This is a genomic window from Pseudomonas sp. FP2338, assembly GCF_030687515.1.
Taxonomy (GTDB): Bacteria; Pseudomonadota; Gammaproteobacteria; order Pseudomonadales; family Pseudomonadaceae; genus Aquipseudomonas; species Aquipseudomonas salomonii.
In genome coordinates, this window is record NZ_CP117436.1 from 283432 (window position 1) to 301625 (window position 18194).

Consider the following 18194-nt stretch of genomic DNA (forward strand, 5'->3'; position numbering starts at 1 on the left):
AGGCCCTTCCAGGCACCGATTATTCCGGCCAATGCCAAGCCGGCGCATCCAGAATCCCCTGGCCCACAATCTGAGTCTGCCCCAACACCTTCTCCAGCACGATCGAATTGCATTCCTCATCCTGCTGCAACGCGGCAATCAAGCGGCTGGCATGCGACACCACCCACACCTGGCACTGCGTCGAGGCCTGGATAATCAAGCGCGCCAACGCCGGCAATAAATCCGGGTGCAGGCTGGTTTCCGGCTCGTTCAGCACCATCATGGTCGGCGGCCGTGGCGTCAGCAGCGCCGCGATCAGCAGCAGGTAGCGCAAGGTGCCGTCTGACAATTCCGCTGCCGACAACGGCCGCAGCAAACCTTCCTGATAAAACTCAATCGCAAAACGCCCACCTTGCAACGGCTCGATGTTCAGCCGCGCGCCGGGGAACGCGTCACTGACGGCGCGCTGCAACGCCTCGGGGTCGCCAATTTCGCGGATGGTCTGCAATGCCGCGGCCAAATCGCGGCCGTCGTGATGCAACACTGGCGTGCGCGTGCCCAGTTGCGGCTGGCGCACAGGGGCGTCCACATCGCTGCGAAAATGATCATAAAAACGCCAGCCACGAATGCTTTCGCGCAGCAGCAACACCTCCGGCGAGCCGCGCAGGCTGCCGACCTGATCGAACAGGCTGTGGTAGTTGGGCGTGTGCTGGGCCAGTACATCCCAGGCGCGGCCATCGCGGGCGCGCACCATCGGCCCGGAGCGCTGCACCAGCAGGCTGGCCGGGCGGTAGATGTGACCGGCCCAGATGCATTCTTTCTTTACCTCCGGGTCCAGTTGGAACGCGGAAAGGGTCTTTTCCGGCAACCCTAGGGAGATCGCGTAGCTGAAGTCCTCAGCGGCAAACCCCAGGCGCAGGCGTTTGACGCCCTGGCGCACCGTCGGCTCAACGGCCACCTCGCCATTGCGCATGCGTCGGCTGACATTCTCGGGCCCGGCCCAGAAGGTTGAGTCCAGCCCGCCTTCACGCGCCAGGGCATTGATCACCCCGCCTTGGGCGGTTTCGGCCAGCAAGCGCAAAGCGCGGTACAGGTTGGACTTGCCGCTGCCATTGGGGCCGGTAACCAGGTTCAAGCGGGCCAGCGGCACCACCAGTTTATTGATCGAGCGGTAGTTGGCCACCGCGAGGGTTTTGAGCATGTGTTTTAGCCGGCGTGGGAACCCTTGGAGTATGGGATGCTCCATGCAGATAAGGAACCCTGATCTAAGCTCACAGTCGCATACTCACTGTCACATCGCGTCACGCAAAAGGAGCCTGCATGGGCGGTCGTATTTACACCTGTATTTTCGGACTTGGCCTGCTGACGCTGCTGAGCGGCTGTGGCCAGGAAAAGGCCGAACCCAAGGAGCATTCGCGGGTGTTTGTGCAGACCGTGCAGCCCGCGGATTTTGCCGCCGCCGTGACCCTGACCGGCGATATCCAGGCTCGCGTGCAAACCGACTTGTCCTTTCGCGTGGGCGGCAAGATTATCCAGCGCATGGTCGACGTGGGCGACCGCGTAACCGCCAGGCAAGTGCTGGCCAAGCTCGACCCCAAGGATTTGCAGACCAACGTCGATTCCGCCCAGGCCCAGGTCGTGGCCGAGCAGGCGCGGGTCAAGCAGACCGCAGCGGCCTTTGTGCGCCAGGAAAAGCTCTTGCCCAAGGGTTACACCAGCCGCAGCGAATACGACGCCGCTCAAGCCGCGTTGCGCAGCAGCCAAAGTGCCCTGGCCGCTGCCCAGGCGCAGTTGGCCAATGCCCGCGAACAACTCGGCTACACCTCGCTGGTCGCTGATGCCCCAGGCGTGATCACGGCGCGCCAGGCTGAAGTCGGCCAGGTGGTGCAGGCCACCGTGCCGATTTTCAGCCTGGCCACCGATGGCGAGCGCGATGCCGTGTTCAATGTCTATGAATCCTTGCTGGTGGAGCCGCCGCCCGATGCGCCGATCACCGTTAGCCTGCTGGATAACCCGAGCATCAAGGCCGTGGGTAAAGTTCGCGAAGTCACGCCTGCCGTGGCGGCCAACACCGGCACCGTACAAGTGAAAATCGCCCTGCAATCGCTGCCCAAAGGCATGCAGCTGGGCTCAGTGGTCAGCGCCACGGCCAATGGCCCGGCCAAGGCCAGTGTGGAGCTGCCGTGGTCGGCGCTGACCAAAGACCTCAACGAACCCGCCGTGTGGCTGATTGACGGCGACGGCAAGGCGCAACTGCACAAAGTCACGGTAGCGCGCTACCTGACCGGCAAAGTGATTATTGGCGACGGCCTTAAAGGCGGCGAAAAAGTCGTGGTGGCTGGCGGGCAGTTGCTGCACCCCGGCATGCTGGTCGAGATCGCCCAGCAAGGAGTCCAGCCATGAAGCGCCTGACGGCTTTGCTTGCCGCCAGCCTGTTGCTGGTCGCCTGCTCCAAAGAGGAAGCGCCGCCCGAGCCCGTACGCCCGGTGCTGTCCATGGAAGTGAAATCTGAAGATCAGGAAAACCTCGGCCGTTTCGCCGGCACCATCCAGGCCCGCTACGAAAGCAACCTGGGTTTCCGCGTGCCCGGCCGTATCGCTCGCCGCGCCGTGGATGTCGGCGCCGAAGTGGAGAAGGGCGCCTTGCTCGCCGTGCTTGACCCCACCGACCAGCAAAACCAGTTGCGCGCCGCCCAAGGCGACCTGGCCCGCGTGCAGGCGCAGTTCATCAATGCCCAGGCCAACGCCCGGCGCCAGCAGGAACTGTTCAATCGCGGCGTCGGTGCCCAAGCCCAGCTGGATGTGGCCCAGACCGACCTGAAAACTACCCAGGCGACCCTTGATCAAGCCAAAGCCTCGGTCAACCAGGCCAAGGACCAACTCAACTACGCCGAACTGCGCACCGACCACGCCGGTATCGTCACCGCCTGGAATGCCGAAGCCGGCCAAGTGGTCAGCGCCGGCCAGCAAGTGGTGACCCTGGCGCGTCCGGACATCAAGGAAGCGGTGATCGACCTGCCCGCCGGGCTCGCCGAGCGCCTGCCGCCGGACGTGGTGTTCCTGGTCGCCGGGCAGCTCGACCCCAGCGTTAATACCACCGCCATCGTGCGCGAGATCGAACCCCAGGCCCAAAGCGCCACGCGCACCCGCCGCGCGCGCCTGACCCTGGCCGAGACGCCACCTGCGTTCCGCCTCGGCACCGCCATCAGTGTGACCCTGAGCACGGCCATTGCACCGCGTATCGAAGTGCCGCTGACAGCCTTGCAGGAAGCCGACGGTAAAACCCGCATCTGGCTGCTTGATACCCAGAGCCAGACCGTGCAGCCGCGTGACGTCACGGTGATCAGCCGTGATGCCAGCAGCGCCTTGCTCAACGGCGGCGTCAAACCCGGCGAACGCATCGTCACCGCTGGTGTGAACAGCCTGAAACCCGGGCAAAAAGTCAAAATCGACGAGGACAGCCCGCGATGAAAGGGAGCTTCAACTTATCCGACTGGGCCCTCAAGCATCAGTCCTTCGTCTGGTACCTGATGTTCGTCGCGCTGCTGATGGGCGTGTTCTCCTACATGAACCTGGGCCGCGAGGAAGACCCGTCGTTCACCATCAAGACCATGGTGATCCAGACCCGCTGGCCGGGCGCGACCCAGGAAGAAACCCTCAAGCAAGTCACCGACCGCATCGAGAAAAAACTCGAAGAACTCGACTCCCTCGACTACGTGAAAAGCTACACGCGGCCGGGTGAATCCACGGTATTCGTATTCCTCAAGGACACCACCAGCGCCAAGGCCATCCCGGATATCTGGTACCAGGTGCGCAAGAAGATCGACGATATTCGCGGCACCTTCCCCCAGGGTTTGCAGGGGCCGTCGTTCAACGATGAGTTCGGTGATGTGTTCGGCTCGGTCTACGCGTTTACCGGCGATGGCCTGTCGATGCGCCAACTGCGCGACTACGTAGAACAGGTGCGCGCCGAGATCCGTTCGGTGCCGGGGCTGGGCAAGGTTGAGATGATCGGCCAGCAGGATGAAGTGATTTACCTGAACTTCTCCACACGCAAACTCGCCGCGTTGGGCATCGATCAGCGCCAAGTGGTGCAAAGCCTGCAATCACAGAACGCCGTAACCCCCGCCGGGGTGATCGAGGCCGGGCCAGAGCGGATTTCCGTGCGCACGTCCGGGCAATTTGCCTCGGAAAAAGACCTGGCCAACGTCAACCTGCGGCTCAATGACCGCTTCTATCGGCTGGCGGACATTGCCGATATCAGCCGTGGCTACGTCGACCCGGCGCGGCCGATGTTCCGCTTCAATGGCAAGCCGGCGATTGGCTTGGCCATTGCCATGCAGAAGGGCGGCAATATCCAGTCGTTCGGCAAGGCGTTGCACACGCGCATGGACGAACTGACCGCCGACTTGCCGGTAGGCGTTGGCGTGCATAAGGTTTCCGACCAGGCCGAAGTGGTGGAAGAAGCCGTCGGCGGCTTTACCAGCGCCTTGTTTGAAGCGGTGATCATCGTGCTGGTGGTGAGCTTTATCAGCCTCGGCATGCGTGCCGGCCTGGTGGTGGCGTGCTCGATTCCACTGGTGCTGGCGCTGGTGTTTGTGTTCATGGAATACAGCGGCATCACCATGCAGCGGGTGTCGTTGGGCGCCTTGATTATTGCCCTCGGCCTGTTGGTGGACGACGCGATGATCACCGTCGAGATGATGATCACGCGCCTGGAGAAAGGCGAAACCAAGGAGCAGGCGGCGACCTACGCCTACACCTCGACCGCCTTCCCGATGCTCACCGGCACGCTGGTGACCGTGGCCGGCTTTGTGCCGATCGGCCTCAACGCCAGTTCGGCGGGTGAGTACACCTTTACGCTGTTCGCAGTAATTGCCGTGGCGATGCTGGTGTCGTGGGTGGTGGCGGTGCTGTTTGCGCCGGTGATCGGCGTGCATATCCTCAGCGCCAACGTAAAACCGCATGACGCCGAACCTGGGCGCATCGGCCGTGCCTTCAATGGCGGCATGCTCTGGGCCATGCGCAACCGCTGGTGGGCCATCGGCATTACCGTGGGCCTGTTTGTGGCCTCGGTGTTCTCCATGCAGTTTGTGCAGAACCAGTTTTTCCCGTCCTCGGACCGCCCGGAAATCCTCGTCGACCTCAACCTGCCACAAAACGCCTCGATCAATGAGACGCGCAAGGCCGTCGACCGCCTTGAAGCGATCATCAAGGACGACCCGGACATCGCGCGTTGGAGTACCTACATTGGCCAGGGCGCGATTCGTTTCTACCTGCCCCTCGACCAGCAACTGGAAAACCCCTACTACGCGCAGCTGGTCATCGTGAGCAAAGGCCTGGAAGAGCGCGGTGCCTTGATTGCGCGCCTGCAAAAGCGCCTGCGCGATGACTTCGTGGGCATCGGCAGTTATGTGCAGCCGCTGGAAATGGGCCCGCCGGTGGGGCGGCCGATTCAGTATCGCGTGTCGGGCAAGGATATCGATCAGGTGCGCAAACACGCTATCGAACTGGCGACCTTGCTGGACCAGAACACCCATCTGGGCGAGATCATCTACGACTGGAACGAGCCCGGCAAAGTGCTGCGCGTGGACATTGCCCAGGACAAGGCGCGCCAACTCGGGCTGTCGTCGGAAGACGTGGCGCAGTTGATGAACAGCGTGGTCAGCGGCGCATCGGTGACCCAGGTACACGACGACATCTACCTGATCAATGTGGTCGGCCGCGCCGAAGATGCCGAGCGTGGCACCCCGGAAACCCTGCAGAACCTGCAGATCGTCACACCCAATGGCACCTCGATTCCGCTGCTGGCCTTCGCCACCGTGCGTTATGAGCTGGAGCAGCCGCTGGTATGGCGTCGCGACCGCAAGCCGACGATCACCATCAAGGCCTCGGTGCGTGACGAGATGCAGCCCACGGACCTGGTGAAGCAGCTGGCGCCGACCATCGACAAATTCAGCGCCGGCTTGCCGGTGGGTTACAAGGTGGCCACCGGCGGCACCGTCGAAGAAAGCGGCAAGGCCCAGGGCCCGATTGCCAAGGTGGTGCCGCTGATGCTGTTCCTGATGGCGACCTTCCTGATGATCCAGCTGCACAGCGTGCAGAAGATGTTCCTGGTGGCCAGTGTCGCGCCGCTGGGCCTTATCGGCGTGGTGCTGGCGCTGATTCCCACTGGCACGCCCATGGGCTTTGTGGCGATCCTCGGCATTCTGGCGCTGATCGGCATCATCATCCGCAACTCGGTGATTCTGGTGACGCAGATCCACGAATATGAAGTGGCCGGTTACACACCCTGGGACGCGGTGGTGGAGGCCACCGAGCACCGGCGCCGACCGATCCTGCTCACTGCAGCGGCGGCCAGCCTGGGCATGATCCCGATTGCGCGGGAAGTGTTCTGGGGGCCGATGGCCTACGCGATGATTGGCGGGATCATCATTGCGACCTTGCTGACGCTGCTGTTTTTGCCGGCGTTGTATGTGGCTTGGTACAAGATTCGCGAGCCGAAAAAAGAACAGGCCTGACCATCGGAGCCTTCCTGAAAGGATGTGGGAAGGTTCTTTGAAACAGTTTTCGAACACTTTCTGAGGGTTATGTGCATTACCCTCCGGGCCTGATCTTGTCTGGAAGGCCCGTGCCATGCGTCATTTTTTGCTGGTTGTCAGCCTGTTGTTATCTCCACTGGCATTAGCCGGCACCGTGTTGGAAAACGCCCTGTGGCGTGTCGAACTCGACCCCGCCACGCTGGCGCTGCGCGTTACGCCCGCAGGCGAGACCTCGGTGCAGGCGTCCAGCGGTGTGGCTGCCCATGCTGTCAGTGATATGCAAGCGGGTACCGAGCAGGCTGCCTGGCAGTGGGACAACGGCGCTTATCGCCTGACGGCCCGCCTTGAGCAGCGCGACCTGTCCCTGACCCTCAGCGCCCGCGAGCCGGGTGAATTGCCGCTGCTGCGTCAACCCGCTGCGGCCATGGGCAAGGGGTTGATCTGGCCCTTGGCCGAAGGGCATTACATACCGTCCGGTAACGCCGTGTGGAAAGCGTTTTTGCTGGAGCAGGGCGAACTCAATACCACTCAGGACCTCAGCCTGCCGTTATGGGGCATGGATCACGGCCGCTTCACGTTGAACTGGTTGCTGACCAACCCCTACAACAATCAGTTGAAATGGCAGGCCGACGACCAGGGCCTGGCACTCTCGGTGGCCCACGAATTTACCCGTCTTGATCCCACGGCGCCGATGACCTTGCGCTTGCACCTGGGCGACGCCGACCCATTGGCCGGTGCCAAGCGCTATCGCCAATGGCTGGTAGAGCAGGGCCGCTACGAGCCGCTGGCGGACAAGCTGCAACAAACCCCCGAAGCCAAAAAACTGCTGGGCGCCAGCCATGTCTACCTGTGGGGCAACAGCCTGCTGGCCCCCGCTGATGTGCGTGATTGGCCGCTGCTGGTCAAACGCTTGCGCGGTCATGCACTCAAGGGGTTGATGGACAAACAGGCGACTCAGGTTCTGGCGCAGGCCAAGGCTTTGAACCGTTATGAGCAAGGCGTTTTGCTGCGGGGCCTGAATGCGGCGATCAATCAGCAAGCGCGGCAGGCTTGGCAAGTCGAAGACCCGGACATGACCCGACTCGCCGCCCGCTATGGTGAGCTGCGCAGCGAGCTGGCCAAGGACTTTGCCGGGGCCTTGACCGATACCCCCGAGACCTGGGGCAACCAGACGATTCAATCCCTGCGCGATGCCGGGCTGCCGCGCCTGTTGGTGACCCTGGGCGAAGGCTGGGAAGGCGGCCTGTGGCATCCCGAAGCGATTCGCGCCGGTGTCGAAGCCGGTTACCTGATGGCGCCCTACGACTCCTATGAAACTGCCTTGTCCGCCAGCGAAAACCCGGACTGGACCACCGCGCACCTGGGCGCCAAGGCCTACCGCGACTGCGCAATTGTGCTCAAGGACGGCAAGCTGAAAACCGGCTTCCAGCAATCGGGCCACTACATCGACCCGCGCTGTATACGGCCTTTGCTGGAAGCACGGGTGAAGGCGGTGCAGGCCAGGGCCGGTTTTAACGCCTGGTTCCTGGATGCCTACGCCACCGGCATGGTGTTCGACAGCTACCGTGACAGTGCGCCCATGACTCAGGCGCAGAACGCCGAAGGCAATATCGACGCCTCCCGTTGGATCAACACGGTACTCAAACTGCCGGCGGGTTCCGAAGATGGCAATGCCAGCACCGCCCAAGGCACTCTGTTCGCCCACGGCATGCAGACACCGGTGATCGGCTGGGGCGATCGGCAGATGACCCAGGACAAGCAATCGCCCTATTACGTCGGCAACTGGTACCCGCCGGAGCAGCCGGCAGTGTTCTTCAAGCCTGTGCCGTTAAAAGAGCCGTTTCGCACACTGTACTTCGACCCGACCATGCGCCTGCCGCTGTACCAGGCGGTGTTCCACGGTTCGGTGATCACCACCCACCATTGGCTGTTCGACAACCTGAAGTTGAGCAATGTGCGGGCCGAGAACGAGCTGACCCAACTGCTCTACAACGTGCCGCCGCTGTATCACCTTACGGATGCGACGCTTAAACAGCGGCTGCCGATGATTCAGCGTCAGGATCGGTTTTTCAGGCCGTTGCATCAGCGTTTGGCAGCTCAGGCGTTGACCGATTTTCGGTGGCTGACGGCGGACAAACAGGTGCAGCAGACTACCTTTGCCGATGGCACGCGGTTGGTGGTGAATTTTTCTGCGCGGGAGCAAGCGGGGTATGTGGGGCGTAGCGTGACGGCGTTGGTGGTGGGTGAAAAACCGGTGGTGTATCAGGTGAATCCGTAGCGCCGGTTAAATCGCCATCGCAGGCAAGCCAGCTCCCACAGTTGAAGGTGTTCACACATCAAAATGTGGGAGCTGGCTTGCCTGCGATAGCGTCAGATTAAACAACGAGTCTCTAGGCCTTGCGCCACACACTCGCCAACCAAGGCTGTTGCTCGCGCGGTAACCCGGCCGGTCGGTAGTAATGCTCCAACTCCACAAACCCCGCCGCCATCAGCAAACCCCGCCACGCCTCCAGATCGTGATAAGCCCCGTACCGAGGCCCATTCCAGCCTTCCTGATTCTCACCCCGAGGGTTGGAACTGAACAACACACCCCCTGGCTTCAGCGCCCCATGCAGCTGCTTGAGCACCCGTGGCAGTTCCTGTTTTGGAATATGAAACAGCACCGCATTGGCAAACACGCCATCAAAGCGCGCGGCGGGTAAATCCAGCTTCAGGAAGTCCTGCTGCAACACCTCACAACCACTGTCTTCACGCGCCATTTGCGCAAAGCGCTCAGAGCCATCGAGCCCCACGGCGATATGCCCCATGCGCGTAAACGTCTGCAAATCCCGCCCCGGCCCACAGCCGAAATCCAGCACGGTAAACGGTGGCGTGCCCTGGATATGCCGAAGCAGGGCGTCGATGTTCTGGCTCACATCGTGGTCGCGAGTGCCTTCGCGAAAGTCTTCGGCGACTTTGTTGTAGTGGCCGAGGGTGGTGGTGGTGATCTGGTCGAGGTCGTCGGGCTTTAAGGTCATGACGGGTAATACCGGGCGCTGAGATTGCCCGACTATACCTCACCTCTCCCTCACCTCTTGTTAAGCACCCGCGCCAACCGATCCCCACCCAACTGAATCACCGCCACCAACACCACCAGCAGCACAATCACCGTGAGCATGATCTGCGTATCAAACCGCTGATACCCATACCGATACGCAATGTCCCCCAAACCGCCAGCACCAATCGCCCCGGCCATGGCCGATGAGTTGATCATGGTCACCAAGGTAATCGTAAACCCGCCGACAATCCCCGGCAGCGCCTCGGGAAGCAACACATGCCAGATAATGTGCCAGCGGCGGCAGCCCATGGCCTGTGCGGCCTCGATCAAGCCATGATCGACCTCGCGCAAACTCACTTCGGCAATCCGCGCAAAGAACGGCGTGGCGGCGATGGTCAGCGGTACAACGGCGGCCCACACGCCGTAGGTGGTGCCGACGATCAGCCGCGTGAACGGGATCAGCGCCACCATCAGGATCAAAAACGGAATGGAGCGGAACAAATTGACGAATGCCCCCAGCACGCGGTTCAGCGCCGGAGCCTGGTAGATGCCGCCCTTGTCGCTGGTGACCAGGAACACCGCCAGCGGAATCCCCACCAGCAACGCAATCAGCGATGACACGCCGACCATCAACAAGGTGTCGATGGCGCCCTGTAATAAACGATCAAACCACATAGCCCAGCACCTCCACCTGTTGTGCCCAATGCCCGGCGCGGTTGCGCAACGCTTCGGCGTTGTGGGGCGAGTCATTCACGGCCAGCAACAATTGCCCCAGGGCATGCCCCTGAATGCGTTCCACGCCGCCTTGCAGCAAGCGCACGCGCCCGCCGAGGGCGCTGAACAGTGCGGCCAGGTCCGGTTCGTCTGCGGCGCTGCCGGTGAACTGCAACCGCAACACCACCGCCGCCGTCGACGAAGGTTCAGCCTGCAAGCGACTTTGCAGTTCGTCCGGCAGCCTGTGTTGCAACGGCGCCAGCAACGTTTTGCTGACCTCATGCTGGGGGTTGCCGAACACTTGCCACACCGGGCCTTGCTCGACGATGCGCCCGTGTTCCAACACCACCACGCGGTCGCAGATGTCGCGAATCACCGCCATCTCGTGGGTGATCAACACGATGGTCAGGCCCAGGCGCTGGTTGATCTCGCGCAACAGACCGAGGATCGACTGGGTGGTTTCCGGGTCGAGGGCCGAAGTGGCCTCGTCGCACAACAATATCTGCGGGTCATGCACCAGCGAACGGGCGATGCCCACGCGCTGTTTCTGCCCGCCGGAGAGTTGCGCCGGGTAGGCTGTGTGCTTGTCCTTCAGGCCGACCAGTTCCAACAGTTCCCGCACCTTTTGCTCACGCTGCGGCTTGGGTACACCGGCGACTTTCAGCGGCAGTTCGACGTTCTGCCACACGGTCTTGGCCGACATCAGGTTGAAGTGCTGGAAGATCATGCCGATGCGCCGCCGCAGCGCCACCAGGCGGTCTTCGTCGAACTCACCAATGTCCACCTGATCAATCAACACGCGCCCGCTGCTCGGTTGCTCCAGGCGGTTGATGGTGCGGATCAGCGAGGATTTACCGGCGCCGCTGCGGCCGATAATGCCGAACACTTCACCGTGCTGGATCGCCAGATCAATGCCTTGCAGGGCATGCACGGCGCCGTCATAGGTTTTGCCCAGGTTGATAAAACGCACATGGGCGCGGTTCAGGTCCGGGTGCAGCTCTGTCTGCTCGGCGGCCCTGGGCGGCGTGCCCAGGTCGCGCAGTTGGGCGTTGGCGGCGGTCATTTTTTATCTTCCCAGCCGACCTGGTAGAGCTTGCCGAGGGATTTATCCAGCGCCGCACGCACCACTGGCGAGTGCTGGTAGATGTCGACGAACTTGATCACCCGTGGGTCGGTTTTGCTCTTGGGCTGGATCACAAACTGAATCACGTATTCCGGGTGATCGAGGCCGTCGAACAGCAGCGCCGACTCGGCATCGAAGGTCTTGGACAGGCGGATATAGGCCGGGTAGCCCTGCACCAAGTCGGCGTCGTCATAGGCGCGCACCAGTTGCACGGCCTCGACTTGCAGGATCTTGAGCTTTTTCGGGTTGGCGATGATGTCTTCTTCGGTGGCCTTGTAGCCCACGCCCGGCTTGAGGCTGATCAGCCCGGCCTTGGCCAGCAGTTGCAGGCCGCGACCGCTGTTGATCGGGTCGTTGGCAATCGCCACGCTGGCGCCTTGGGGCAGGTCGTTGATGGTTTTGTACTTCTTGGAATACAGCCCGACGTTGTTGATGATGCCCGGCGCGTATGGCACCAGGTCAAAACCGGCGGCGGCCTTGGCGTTTTCCAGGAACGGAATGTGCTGGAAGTAGTTCACGTCGATATCGCCGGCGGCCAGGCTGACGTTGGGCGCAATCCAGTCGGTGAACTCCACCAGCTCGACTTTCAGGCCTTGCTTGCCGGCTTCAGCGACGGCGGCTTCGAGAGGAATCGCGAAGGCGGCGGTGGTGCCGATTTTCAGCGGTGCGTCGGCGGCAAATACGGCCGAGCTGAACAAGCCGAAGGCCAGGGCCAGTGCTTTGACTGGGTGGGAGAGCAGGGTTTTTTTCATAGTCGATTTCCAGTCATAAGGTATGGATAAGAACAATGCGGTCACTTGTGGGAGCTGGCTTGCCTGCGATAGCGGTGGGTCAGCCACATATTTTTTGCTGACCCACCGCCATCGCAGGCAAGCCAGCTCCCACAGTTTTCATTAGTGTCGGTAGGTGGAGCCGGTGTGTTGTTCGGGTAGACGAGCGCCGGCGTGAAAGACCTTTTCGCGCAGTGTTCCCTGCTCATAAGCGGTCTTGTACGACCCACGCTTCTGCAACTGCGGCACCACCAGGTCGATAAAGTCGACATAGCTTTCCGGCGTCACAATCCGCGTCAAATTGAAGCCATCCAGGCCCGTCTCGCTGATCCAGGATTCCAGCTCATCAGCCACCTGCTCGGGCGAGCCGACCACGGTGATATAGCGGCCACCCAAGGCGTGCTGTTCGAGCAATTTGCGCCGGGTCCAGTCGTTGTTCTGCAGGTTCTTGGTGGCCGACTGAATCGCGTTGCTCTTCACGTACTGGATCGGTTCGTCGATCTCGTATTGAGAGAAATCAATCGCCGTGGACGCCGAAAAATGCGCCACGCCGGCCTCCGGGCTGGCGTAGCTCAAGTACTCGGCGTGCTTGGCCCAGGCCAGCGCTTCGGTGGCGCCAACGATCACGTTAAGCCCCATGAACACCTTGATGTCTTCCGGGTTGCGCCCGGCCTCGACGGCACTGGCGCGCACCTTGTCCACCTGGGCTTTGGTTGCGGCCTTGTTCTGGCCGCTGATAAATACGCACTCGGCATGGCGCCCGGCAAACAGCAGGCCACGGTCCGAACTGCCGGCCTGGAACAATACTGGCGTGCGCTGTGGCGAGGGTTCGCACAGGTGATAACCCTCGACCTGATAGAACTCGCCGTGATGCTCGACCTTGTGCACCTTGCCCGGCTGCGCGTAGACCCGTTGCGTGGGGTCGTTGAGCACCGCGTCGTCTTCCCAGCTGCCTTCCCAGAGTTTGTACAGCACCTGCAGGTACTCATCGGCCTGGTCATAGCGCCGGTCATGCTCGACCTGCTCGGTCAGGCCCATGGCCTTGGCCGCGCTGTCGAGGTAGCCGGTGACGATGTTCCAGCCGACCCGGCCACGGCTCAGGTGGTCGAGCGTGGACATGCGCCGGGCGAACAGGTACGGCGGCTCGTAGGTGAGGTTGGCGGTGAGGCCGAAACCGAGGTTTTTGGTCACGGCGGCCATGGCCGAGACCAGCAGCAACGGGTCATTGACCGGCAGTTGGATCGACTCTTTGAGCGGCACGTCGATAGCGTTCTGGTACACGTCGTACACGCCGACGATATCCGCGATGAACAAACCGTCGAACAGCCCGCGCTCCAGGGTTTGCGCCAAGTCGGTCCAGTATTCGACGGTCTTGTAGTGCGTCGAGGTGTCCCGTGGGTGGGTCCACAGGCCGTGGTTGATATGCCCGATGCAGTTCATGTTGAAGGCATTGAGCAGGATTTTTTTCTTGGCCATTCAGAGGGTCCCCCGCAGGGGTGGGTTTTCATCGTTGAGGTAGTAATTGCCCACCGCGTGGTACTTCCAGCGCACCGGGTCGTGCAGGGTGTGCACGCGGGCGTTGCGCCAGTGACGGTCGAGGCCATGCTCGGCCAGAGTGGCCTGGCTGCCGGCCAACTCGAACAAGGTGCTGCCGGCGGCCAGGGAGATCTCAGTACTCAATGCGCGCACTTCAGCGACAGCAATGGAGGCTGCTGCGACGGTCTCGGCATTGCTGTCGGCCTGGGCGCGGTCGAGGTATTCACCCGAGCGCTCCAGCAAGGCCTCGGCCGCGTGCAGGCGGATGCTCAAGTGGCCGAAGCTTTTGAGCGTCAGTGGGTCTTCGCTGGCCTTGTCGTTACCGGCGTCGATCCATGGGCGAGTCTTGGTGCGCACAAAGTGCAGCGCATCTTCAAAGGCGGCGCGGGCGATGCCGGTGTCGATGGCGGCGTGAAGGATCTGCGCCAGCGGGCCGACAGTGGTCGGGCGCTCGAAGGCGCTCTGGAACGGGATCACGTCCTGGGCGGCCACCCAGACGTTTTCGAACACCACCGAACCGCTGCCAGTGGTGCGCTGGCCGAAACCACTCCAGTCGTCGATCACGCTCAAGCCCTCGCTGTCGCGGGGCACAAACGCCAGTTGCTGCACGCCGTGTTCATCCACCACCGAAGTGGGGATGCGTTGGGCGTAAATCGCGCCGGTGGAATAAAACTTGCGCCCGGTGATGCGAAAACCATCGCCGTCGCGGCTGATGGAGGTGACGCGGTCGTGGGCGGTTTTGGTGCCGAGTTCCGCCAAGGCGTTGCCGAAACGTTGCCCGGCGAGTACTTCGGCGTACAGGCGTTTTTGCTGGGCCGGGCTGCCATTCACACGCAGCACTTCCAGCGCATAAAAATGGTTTTGCGGGATCTGGCCCAGGGAGGCGTCGGCCTGAGCGATCAGGGCGATGACCTTGGCCAGGGTGACGTTGGACACACCGGCGCCGCCATACTCCTTGGGCACGCTGATGCCCCACAGGCCGGAGCGCGAAAACACGTCCAGTTCGGGCAGCGGCAGACGGCGTTCGCGGTCACGCTGGGCGCTGTCGCGGGCAAAGTCTTCGGCCAGGTCGCTGGCGACAATAAGGGCTTGTTCGTCGCTGGTGATGACCGCGACGTTAGGGGAAAAAGTCATGGGTTTCTCCAGATGTCTGGTCGGTCAGATCCAGGAATGTCGAGCAGGCAAAGTGCCGTTTAGTCGATACGCGCCGATGGCGTGATACTTCCAGCGCACCGGGTCGTGCAGGGTGTGCACGCGGGCGTTGCGCCAGTGGCGGTCGAGGTTGAATTCGGCGAGGGTGGCGCGGCTGCCGGCCAGTTCGAAGAGTTTTTCGCTGACCAGCAACGACACTTCGGTGGTCAGCACCTTGGCCTCGGCCACGGCGATCGAGGCGCGGGCGGCCGAGTGCGCGGTGATCGGTGCGGCGCTGACCTCGTCCAGCAGCTTGCCGGCCTTGCGCAGCAGGGCTTCGGCGGCGTGCAGTTCGATTTTCAGTTTGCCGATATCGGCGATCACGTACAGGTCATCGCTGGCGCGTTCGACCTTGGCGTCGATCCACGGGCGCGAACGTTCGCGAACGAAGGCGATGGTGTCATCCAGCGCCCCACGGGCGATGCCGGCATCGATGGCGGCCTGGATCAGTTGCGAGACGGCGCCCTGGATATTCGGGCTTTCGCCGAGGCGCCAGTTGTCGACGACCAACTCTGCGTCCACCGGCACCTGATCGAGCAATACCGTGCCGCTGGCGGTGGTGCGTTGGCCAAATCCCGACCAATCGTCAACGATACGCAGCCCTGGCGTGCCACGGCGCACAAACGCCATGACTTGCTTGCCGTCATCGTTCAGTGCTTTTACCGCGACCCAATGGGCGAACAAGGCGCCGGTGGAGTAGAACTTCTGGCCGCTGATCACATAGCCGTCATCCTTGGCAGTGAGGCGCGCCTTGAGTTCCAGGGTGTTTTTGGTGCCGCGTTCGGGGCCGCCATTGCCGATGCGCCAGCCGTCGAGCACGCTTTGGAACAGCTGTTTTTTCTGGCGCTCGGTGGCGGTGCTTTGCAGCAGGTGCAGAATACCGAAATGGTTCTGCGGGATTTGCCCGAGGGCCGGGTCCGCAGCGCTGATGATCGCGAACACTTCGGCCAGGGTCACGAATGACACCTGGGGGCCGCCGTATTCACGGGGAATGGAAATACTGCCCAGCCCGCTGCGGGTGAACTGTTCAAGCTGCGCCCAGGGCAGCTTGCGCTGCTGGTCGCGTTTGGCCGCTTGCAGGCGCGCGGCCTGAGCCAGCTCATGGGCCGCGCTCAACGCCTGGGCGTCACTGCGCAGCACCGTGGCCGGCAACAGCAGGGGGGCTACGTCCAGATCACTCTGGGGGGGTGTTAGAGCCAAGTTAGACATCAGCGCCGCTCCTTGGCTGCACGTAATGCCCTGGCGTTATGCACCGGGGTAATTCTGACCATACCGACCTCGCATTCAATGAAATAAAAACAGAAAAATCAGAGATGTCCGGTGGTCCGGTGCATATACCCTAAGCGTGTTAATTTTTTAAATAAACTAACTTATTGGAATATGCATAGAAGGGCTGTCACCCAGGCTCGCAGGGCGAGCCGGGCTGGCGCGGTTGATAGGTCGTCGCGGCCCTGACGGGGCGGGCTGGCGGCTGTGGCGCGCAGGTGGCGATGTTCAAGGTGCGTACCGGTGCCCAGCGCGAATTATTGCCGACCCGATCGAGAATGCAGTACGTCACGTCCAGGCGGCTGTCGTCGCCCGCTTCGATAATCACTGTGGAAGGCACCCACACTTGCACCGGCAGGCCGACGCCTTTGGCCTGGATTCTCGGCAGGTCCAGGCGCACGTCGCCCCAGCGCAGGGTGATGGCATCGCCTGTGGCCATGTTCAGGTAAGGCTGGATGGTCAGCGGGATGCCGCGCCGCACCTGGCTGCCGTTGACACCGTAGCGGCGGATGGTCTCGGGCAGACCCACGGGGGCGAGGTTCTGGTTTTCATCGTCCAGCAGTGCGCAGGGGTGGCCACCCGGATAGCAGGTCTTCACGGGCACCTGAGTGAGGTCTGAACGTGCCGGGCCGTGGCCGACTTGCATGACCTGGTAGTGAACCCGTGCGGTGCCATCCTGAATAAAACTTTCGGGTACACGCAGGCGGGTCAGCGTGCCGACCTTGCACGCGGTAATCCGACGCGAGTCGGCAAAGCAGTTGTTCCAGAACAGTTCGATCAGGTCGCCCTCGTCCATGCCAGGGTAAGGCGCGATATCCACCTGCAATTGGGTCGCGGCGAGGGCGTTGATGCCGTGTCGATTCGCCTGGGGCAGGGTTGGGGCGGTGAACGTGGCCTGGGGTGCGGTGCGCGTCATAAGTAATCTCCTTGATGCAGCCAGCAGCAATCGTTCCGGCGCCCGTGGCGCGTTTGCGCGTAAGGTGCCGAAAGGAACGATTTAGTGAGTAGCCGGGATAGGATCCAATCCTCTGTGCGCTAGATAAGAGGGTTGGCCAGCGGGCGTCAATGGCGGCAAAAGGCTAAACGGCGAGTTGGAGCAGATTCAGAAAAGGCTGACGCGGGGGGGGATTTTAAGGCGGGTTTGGCGGGGTGTTTTACCCATAGTTGCGACGGTTTTGCGTAGGACTGTGGCGAGGGAGCTTGCTCCCGCTGGAGTGCGAAGGCTCCCAGGATTTTGGGGCCGCTGCGCAGCCCAGCGGGAGCAAGCTCCCTCGCCACACCGCAAGCCAGTCAGTGGGCTAAAAACTTGCTCAAAAACTGCTTGGTCCGCTCTTCCTTGGGGTTGGCAAACAGCGCCTTGGCTTCGCCTTGCTCGACGATCACGCCTTTGTCGAAGAAGATCACCCGGTTGGCAACATCGCGGGCAAAGCTCATTTCGTGGGTGACGATAACCATGGTGCGGTTTTCTTCGGCCAGGCTGCGGATGGTCGCCAGCACTTCGCCGACCAGCTCCGGGTCGAGCGCCGAGGTGGGTTCGTCAAACAGAATCACCTCCGGCTCCATGGCCAAGGCACGCGCAATCGCCACGCGCTGTTGCTGGCCGCCGGACAAGCGCCGCGGGTACGCGTCTTCCTTGCCTGCCAGGCCGACCCTGGCCAAGAGCTTGCGACCCAGCGCGGTCGCCGCCTCGCGCGGCATCTTCTTGACCACGATCGGGCCTTCGATGACGTTTTCCAGCGCGGTGCGGTGCGGGAACAGGTTGAAGTTCTGGAACACAAAACCCACGTGCTGGCGTAAGCGCCGCACCAGGCCTTGTTGCTGGTTGAGCGGTTTGCTGCTGTCGATCTCGATATCACCGACCTTGATGCGGCCACTGGTGGGCTCTTCGAGGAAGTTCAGGCAGCGCAGCAAGGTGGTCTTGCCGGAGCCGCTGGGGCCAATGATGGCGACCACTTCGCCTTCCTTGACCTCCAGGTCGATGCCGTTGAGTACCACCTGACCTTTGAATTGTTTGGTCAGTTTTTCAACCACGATCAT

The 18194-nt window shown here is 62.1% G+C and carries 14 protein-coding genes; 4 read left to right on the plus strand and 10 right to left on the minus strand.

Annotated elements, in window-relative coordinates:
* Positions 1-19: 19 nt before the first annotated feature.
* Positions 20-1180: an AAA family ATPase gene (locus tag PSH96_RS01180; RefSeq protein ID WP_305457025.1), complete on the minus strand. Its 1161-nt coding sequence runs from the start codon at positions 1178-1180 to the stop codon at positions 20-22.
* A gap of 119 nt (positions 1181-1299) precedes the next feature.
* Between PSH96_RS01180 and PSH96_RS01185 the strand changes: the two genes are divergently transcribed.
* From PSH96_RS01185 to PSH96_RS01200, 4 genes are all read left to right on the plus strand, one after another.
* Positions 1300-2382: an efflux RND transporter periplasmic adaptor subunit gene (locus PSH96_RS01185; protein ID WP_305457026.1), complete on the plus strand. Its 1083-nt coding sequence runs from the start codon at positions 1300-1302 to the stop codon at positions 2380-2382.
* Positions 2379-3449 carry an efflux RND transporter periplasmic adaptor subunit gene (locus PSH96_RS01190; protein ID WP_058422592.1) on the plus strand — a complete coding sequence of 357 codons (1071 nt, stop codon included), beginning with the start codon at positions 2379-2381 and terminating at the stop codon, positions 3447-3449. The genes PSH96_RS01185 and PSH96_RS01190 overlap by 4 nt, the downstream gene beginning before the upstream one ends.
* The gene (locus tag PSH96_RS01195) at positions 3446-6499 is read left to right on the plus strand and encodes an efflux RND transporter permease subunit (protein ID WP_305457027.1); all 3054 of its coding nucleotides are present in this window, start codon (positions 3446-3448) and stop codon (positions 6497-6499) included. The genes PSH96_RS01190 and PSH96_RS01195 overlap by 4 nt, the downstream gene beginning before the upstream one ends.
* Positions 6500-6614: 115 nt before the next feature.
* On the plus strand, positions 6615-8798 hold the full coding sequence (locus PSH96_RS01200; protein WP_305457028.1) for a glycoside hydrolase: 2184 nt from the start codon (positions 6615-6617) through the stop codon (positions 8796-8798).
* A 112-nt stretch (positions 8799-8910) separates the two neighbouring features.
* On the opposite strand, the gene PSH96_RS01205 is transcribed toward PSH96_RS01200, so the two are convergent.
* The 9 genes from PSH96_RS01205 to tcyN all read right to left on the minus strand — a co-directional run bounded on the left by PSH96_RS01205 (position 8911) and on the right by tcyN (position 18194).
* Positions 8911-9537 carry a bifunctional 2-polyprenyl-6-hydroxyphenol methylase/3-demethylubiquinol 3-O-methyltransferase UbiG gene (locus tag PSH96_RS01205; protein WP_305457029.1) on the minus strand — a complete coding sequence of 209 codons (627 nt, stop codon included), beginning with the start codon at positions 9535-9537 and terminating at the stop codon, positions 8911-8913.
* Between the two features lie 50 nt (positions 9538-9587).
* The gene (locus tag PSH96_RS01210; RefSeq protein ID WP_056858169.1) at positions 9588-10232 is read right to left on the minus strand and encodes a methionine ABC transporter permease; all 645 of its coding nucleotides are present in this window, start codon (positions 10230-10232) and stop codon (positions 9588-9590) included.
* Positions 10222-11334: a methionine ABC transporter ATP-binding protein gene (locus tag PSH96_RS01215; RefSeq protein ID WP_305457030.1), complete on the minus strand. Its 1113-nt coding sequence runs from the start codon at positions 11332-11334 to the stop codon at positions 10222-10224. The genes PSH96_RS01210 and PSH96_RS01215 overlap by 11 nt, the downstream gene beginning before the upstream one ends.
* Positions 11331-12146 (minus strand): MetQ/NlpA family ABC transporter substrate-binding protein, encoded by an 816-nt coding sequence (locus PSH96_RS01220; protein ID WP_058422597.1) that lies wholly within the window; start codon positions 12144-12146, stop codon positions 11331-11333. The genes PSH96_RS01215 and PSH96_RS01220 overlap by 4 nt, the downstream gene beginning before the upstream one ends.
* Before the next feature lie 141 nt (positions 12147-12287).
* Positions 12288-13640: an LLM class flavin-dependent oxidoreductase gene (locus tag PSH96_RS01225; RefSeq protein WP_305457031.1), complete on the minus strand. Its 1353-nt coding sequence runs from the start codon at positions 13638-13640 to the stop codon at positions 12288-12290.
* Positions 13641-14834 carry an SfnB family sulfur acquisition oxidoreductase gene (locus PSH96_RS01230; RefSeq protein ID WP_305457032.1) on the minus strand — a complete coding sequence of 398 codons (1194 nt, stop codon included), beginning with the start codon at positions 14832-14834 and terminating at the stop codon, positions 13641-13643.
* Positions 14835-14858: 24 nt separating this feature from the next.
* Entirely contained in the window at positions 14859-16100 is a 1242-nt protein-coding gene (locus PSH96_RS01235) for an SfnB family sulfur acquisition oxidoreductase (protein ID WP_305457033.1), read from the minus strand.
* Positions 16101-16287: 187 nt separating this feature from the next.
* Positions 16288-17073, minus strand: a complete 786-nt coding sequence (locus PSH96_RS01240) for a hypothetical protein (protein ID WP_065930856.1) — start codon at positions 17071-17073, stop codon at positions 16288-16290.
* A gap of 374 nt (positions 17074-17447) precedes the next feature.
* Positions 17448-18194, minus strand: a complete 747-nt coding sequence (tcyN, locus tag PSH96_RS01245; protein WP_056858176.1) for an L-cystine ABC transporter ATP-binding protein TcyN — start codon at positions 18192-18194, stop codon at positions 17448-17450.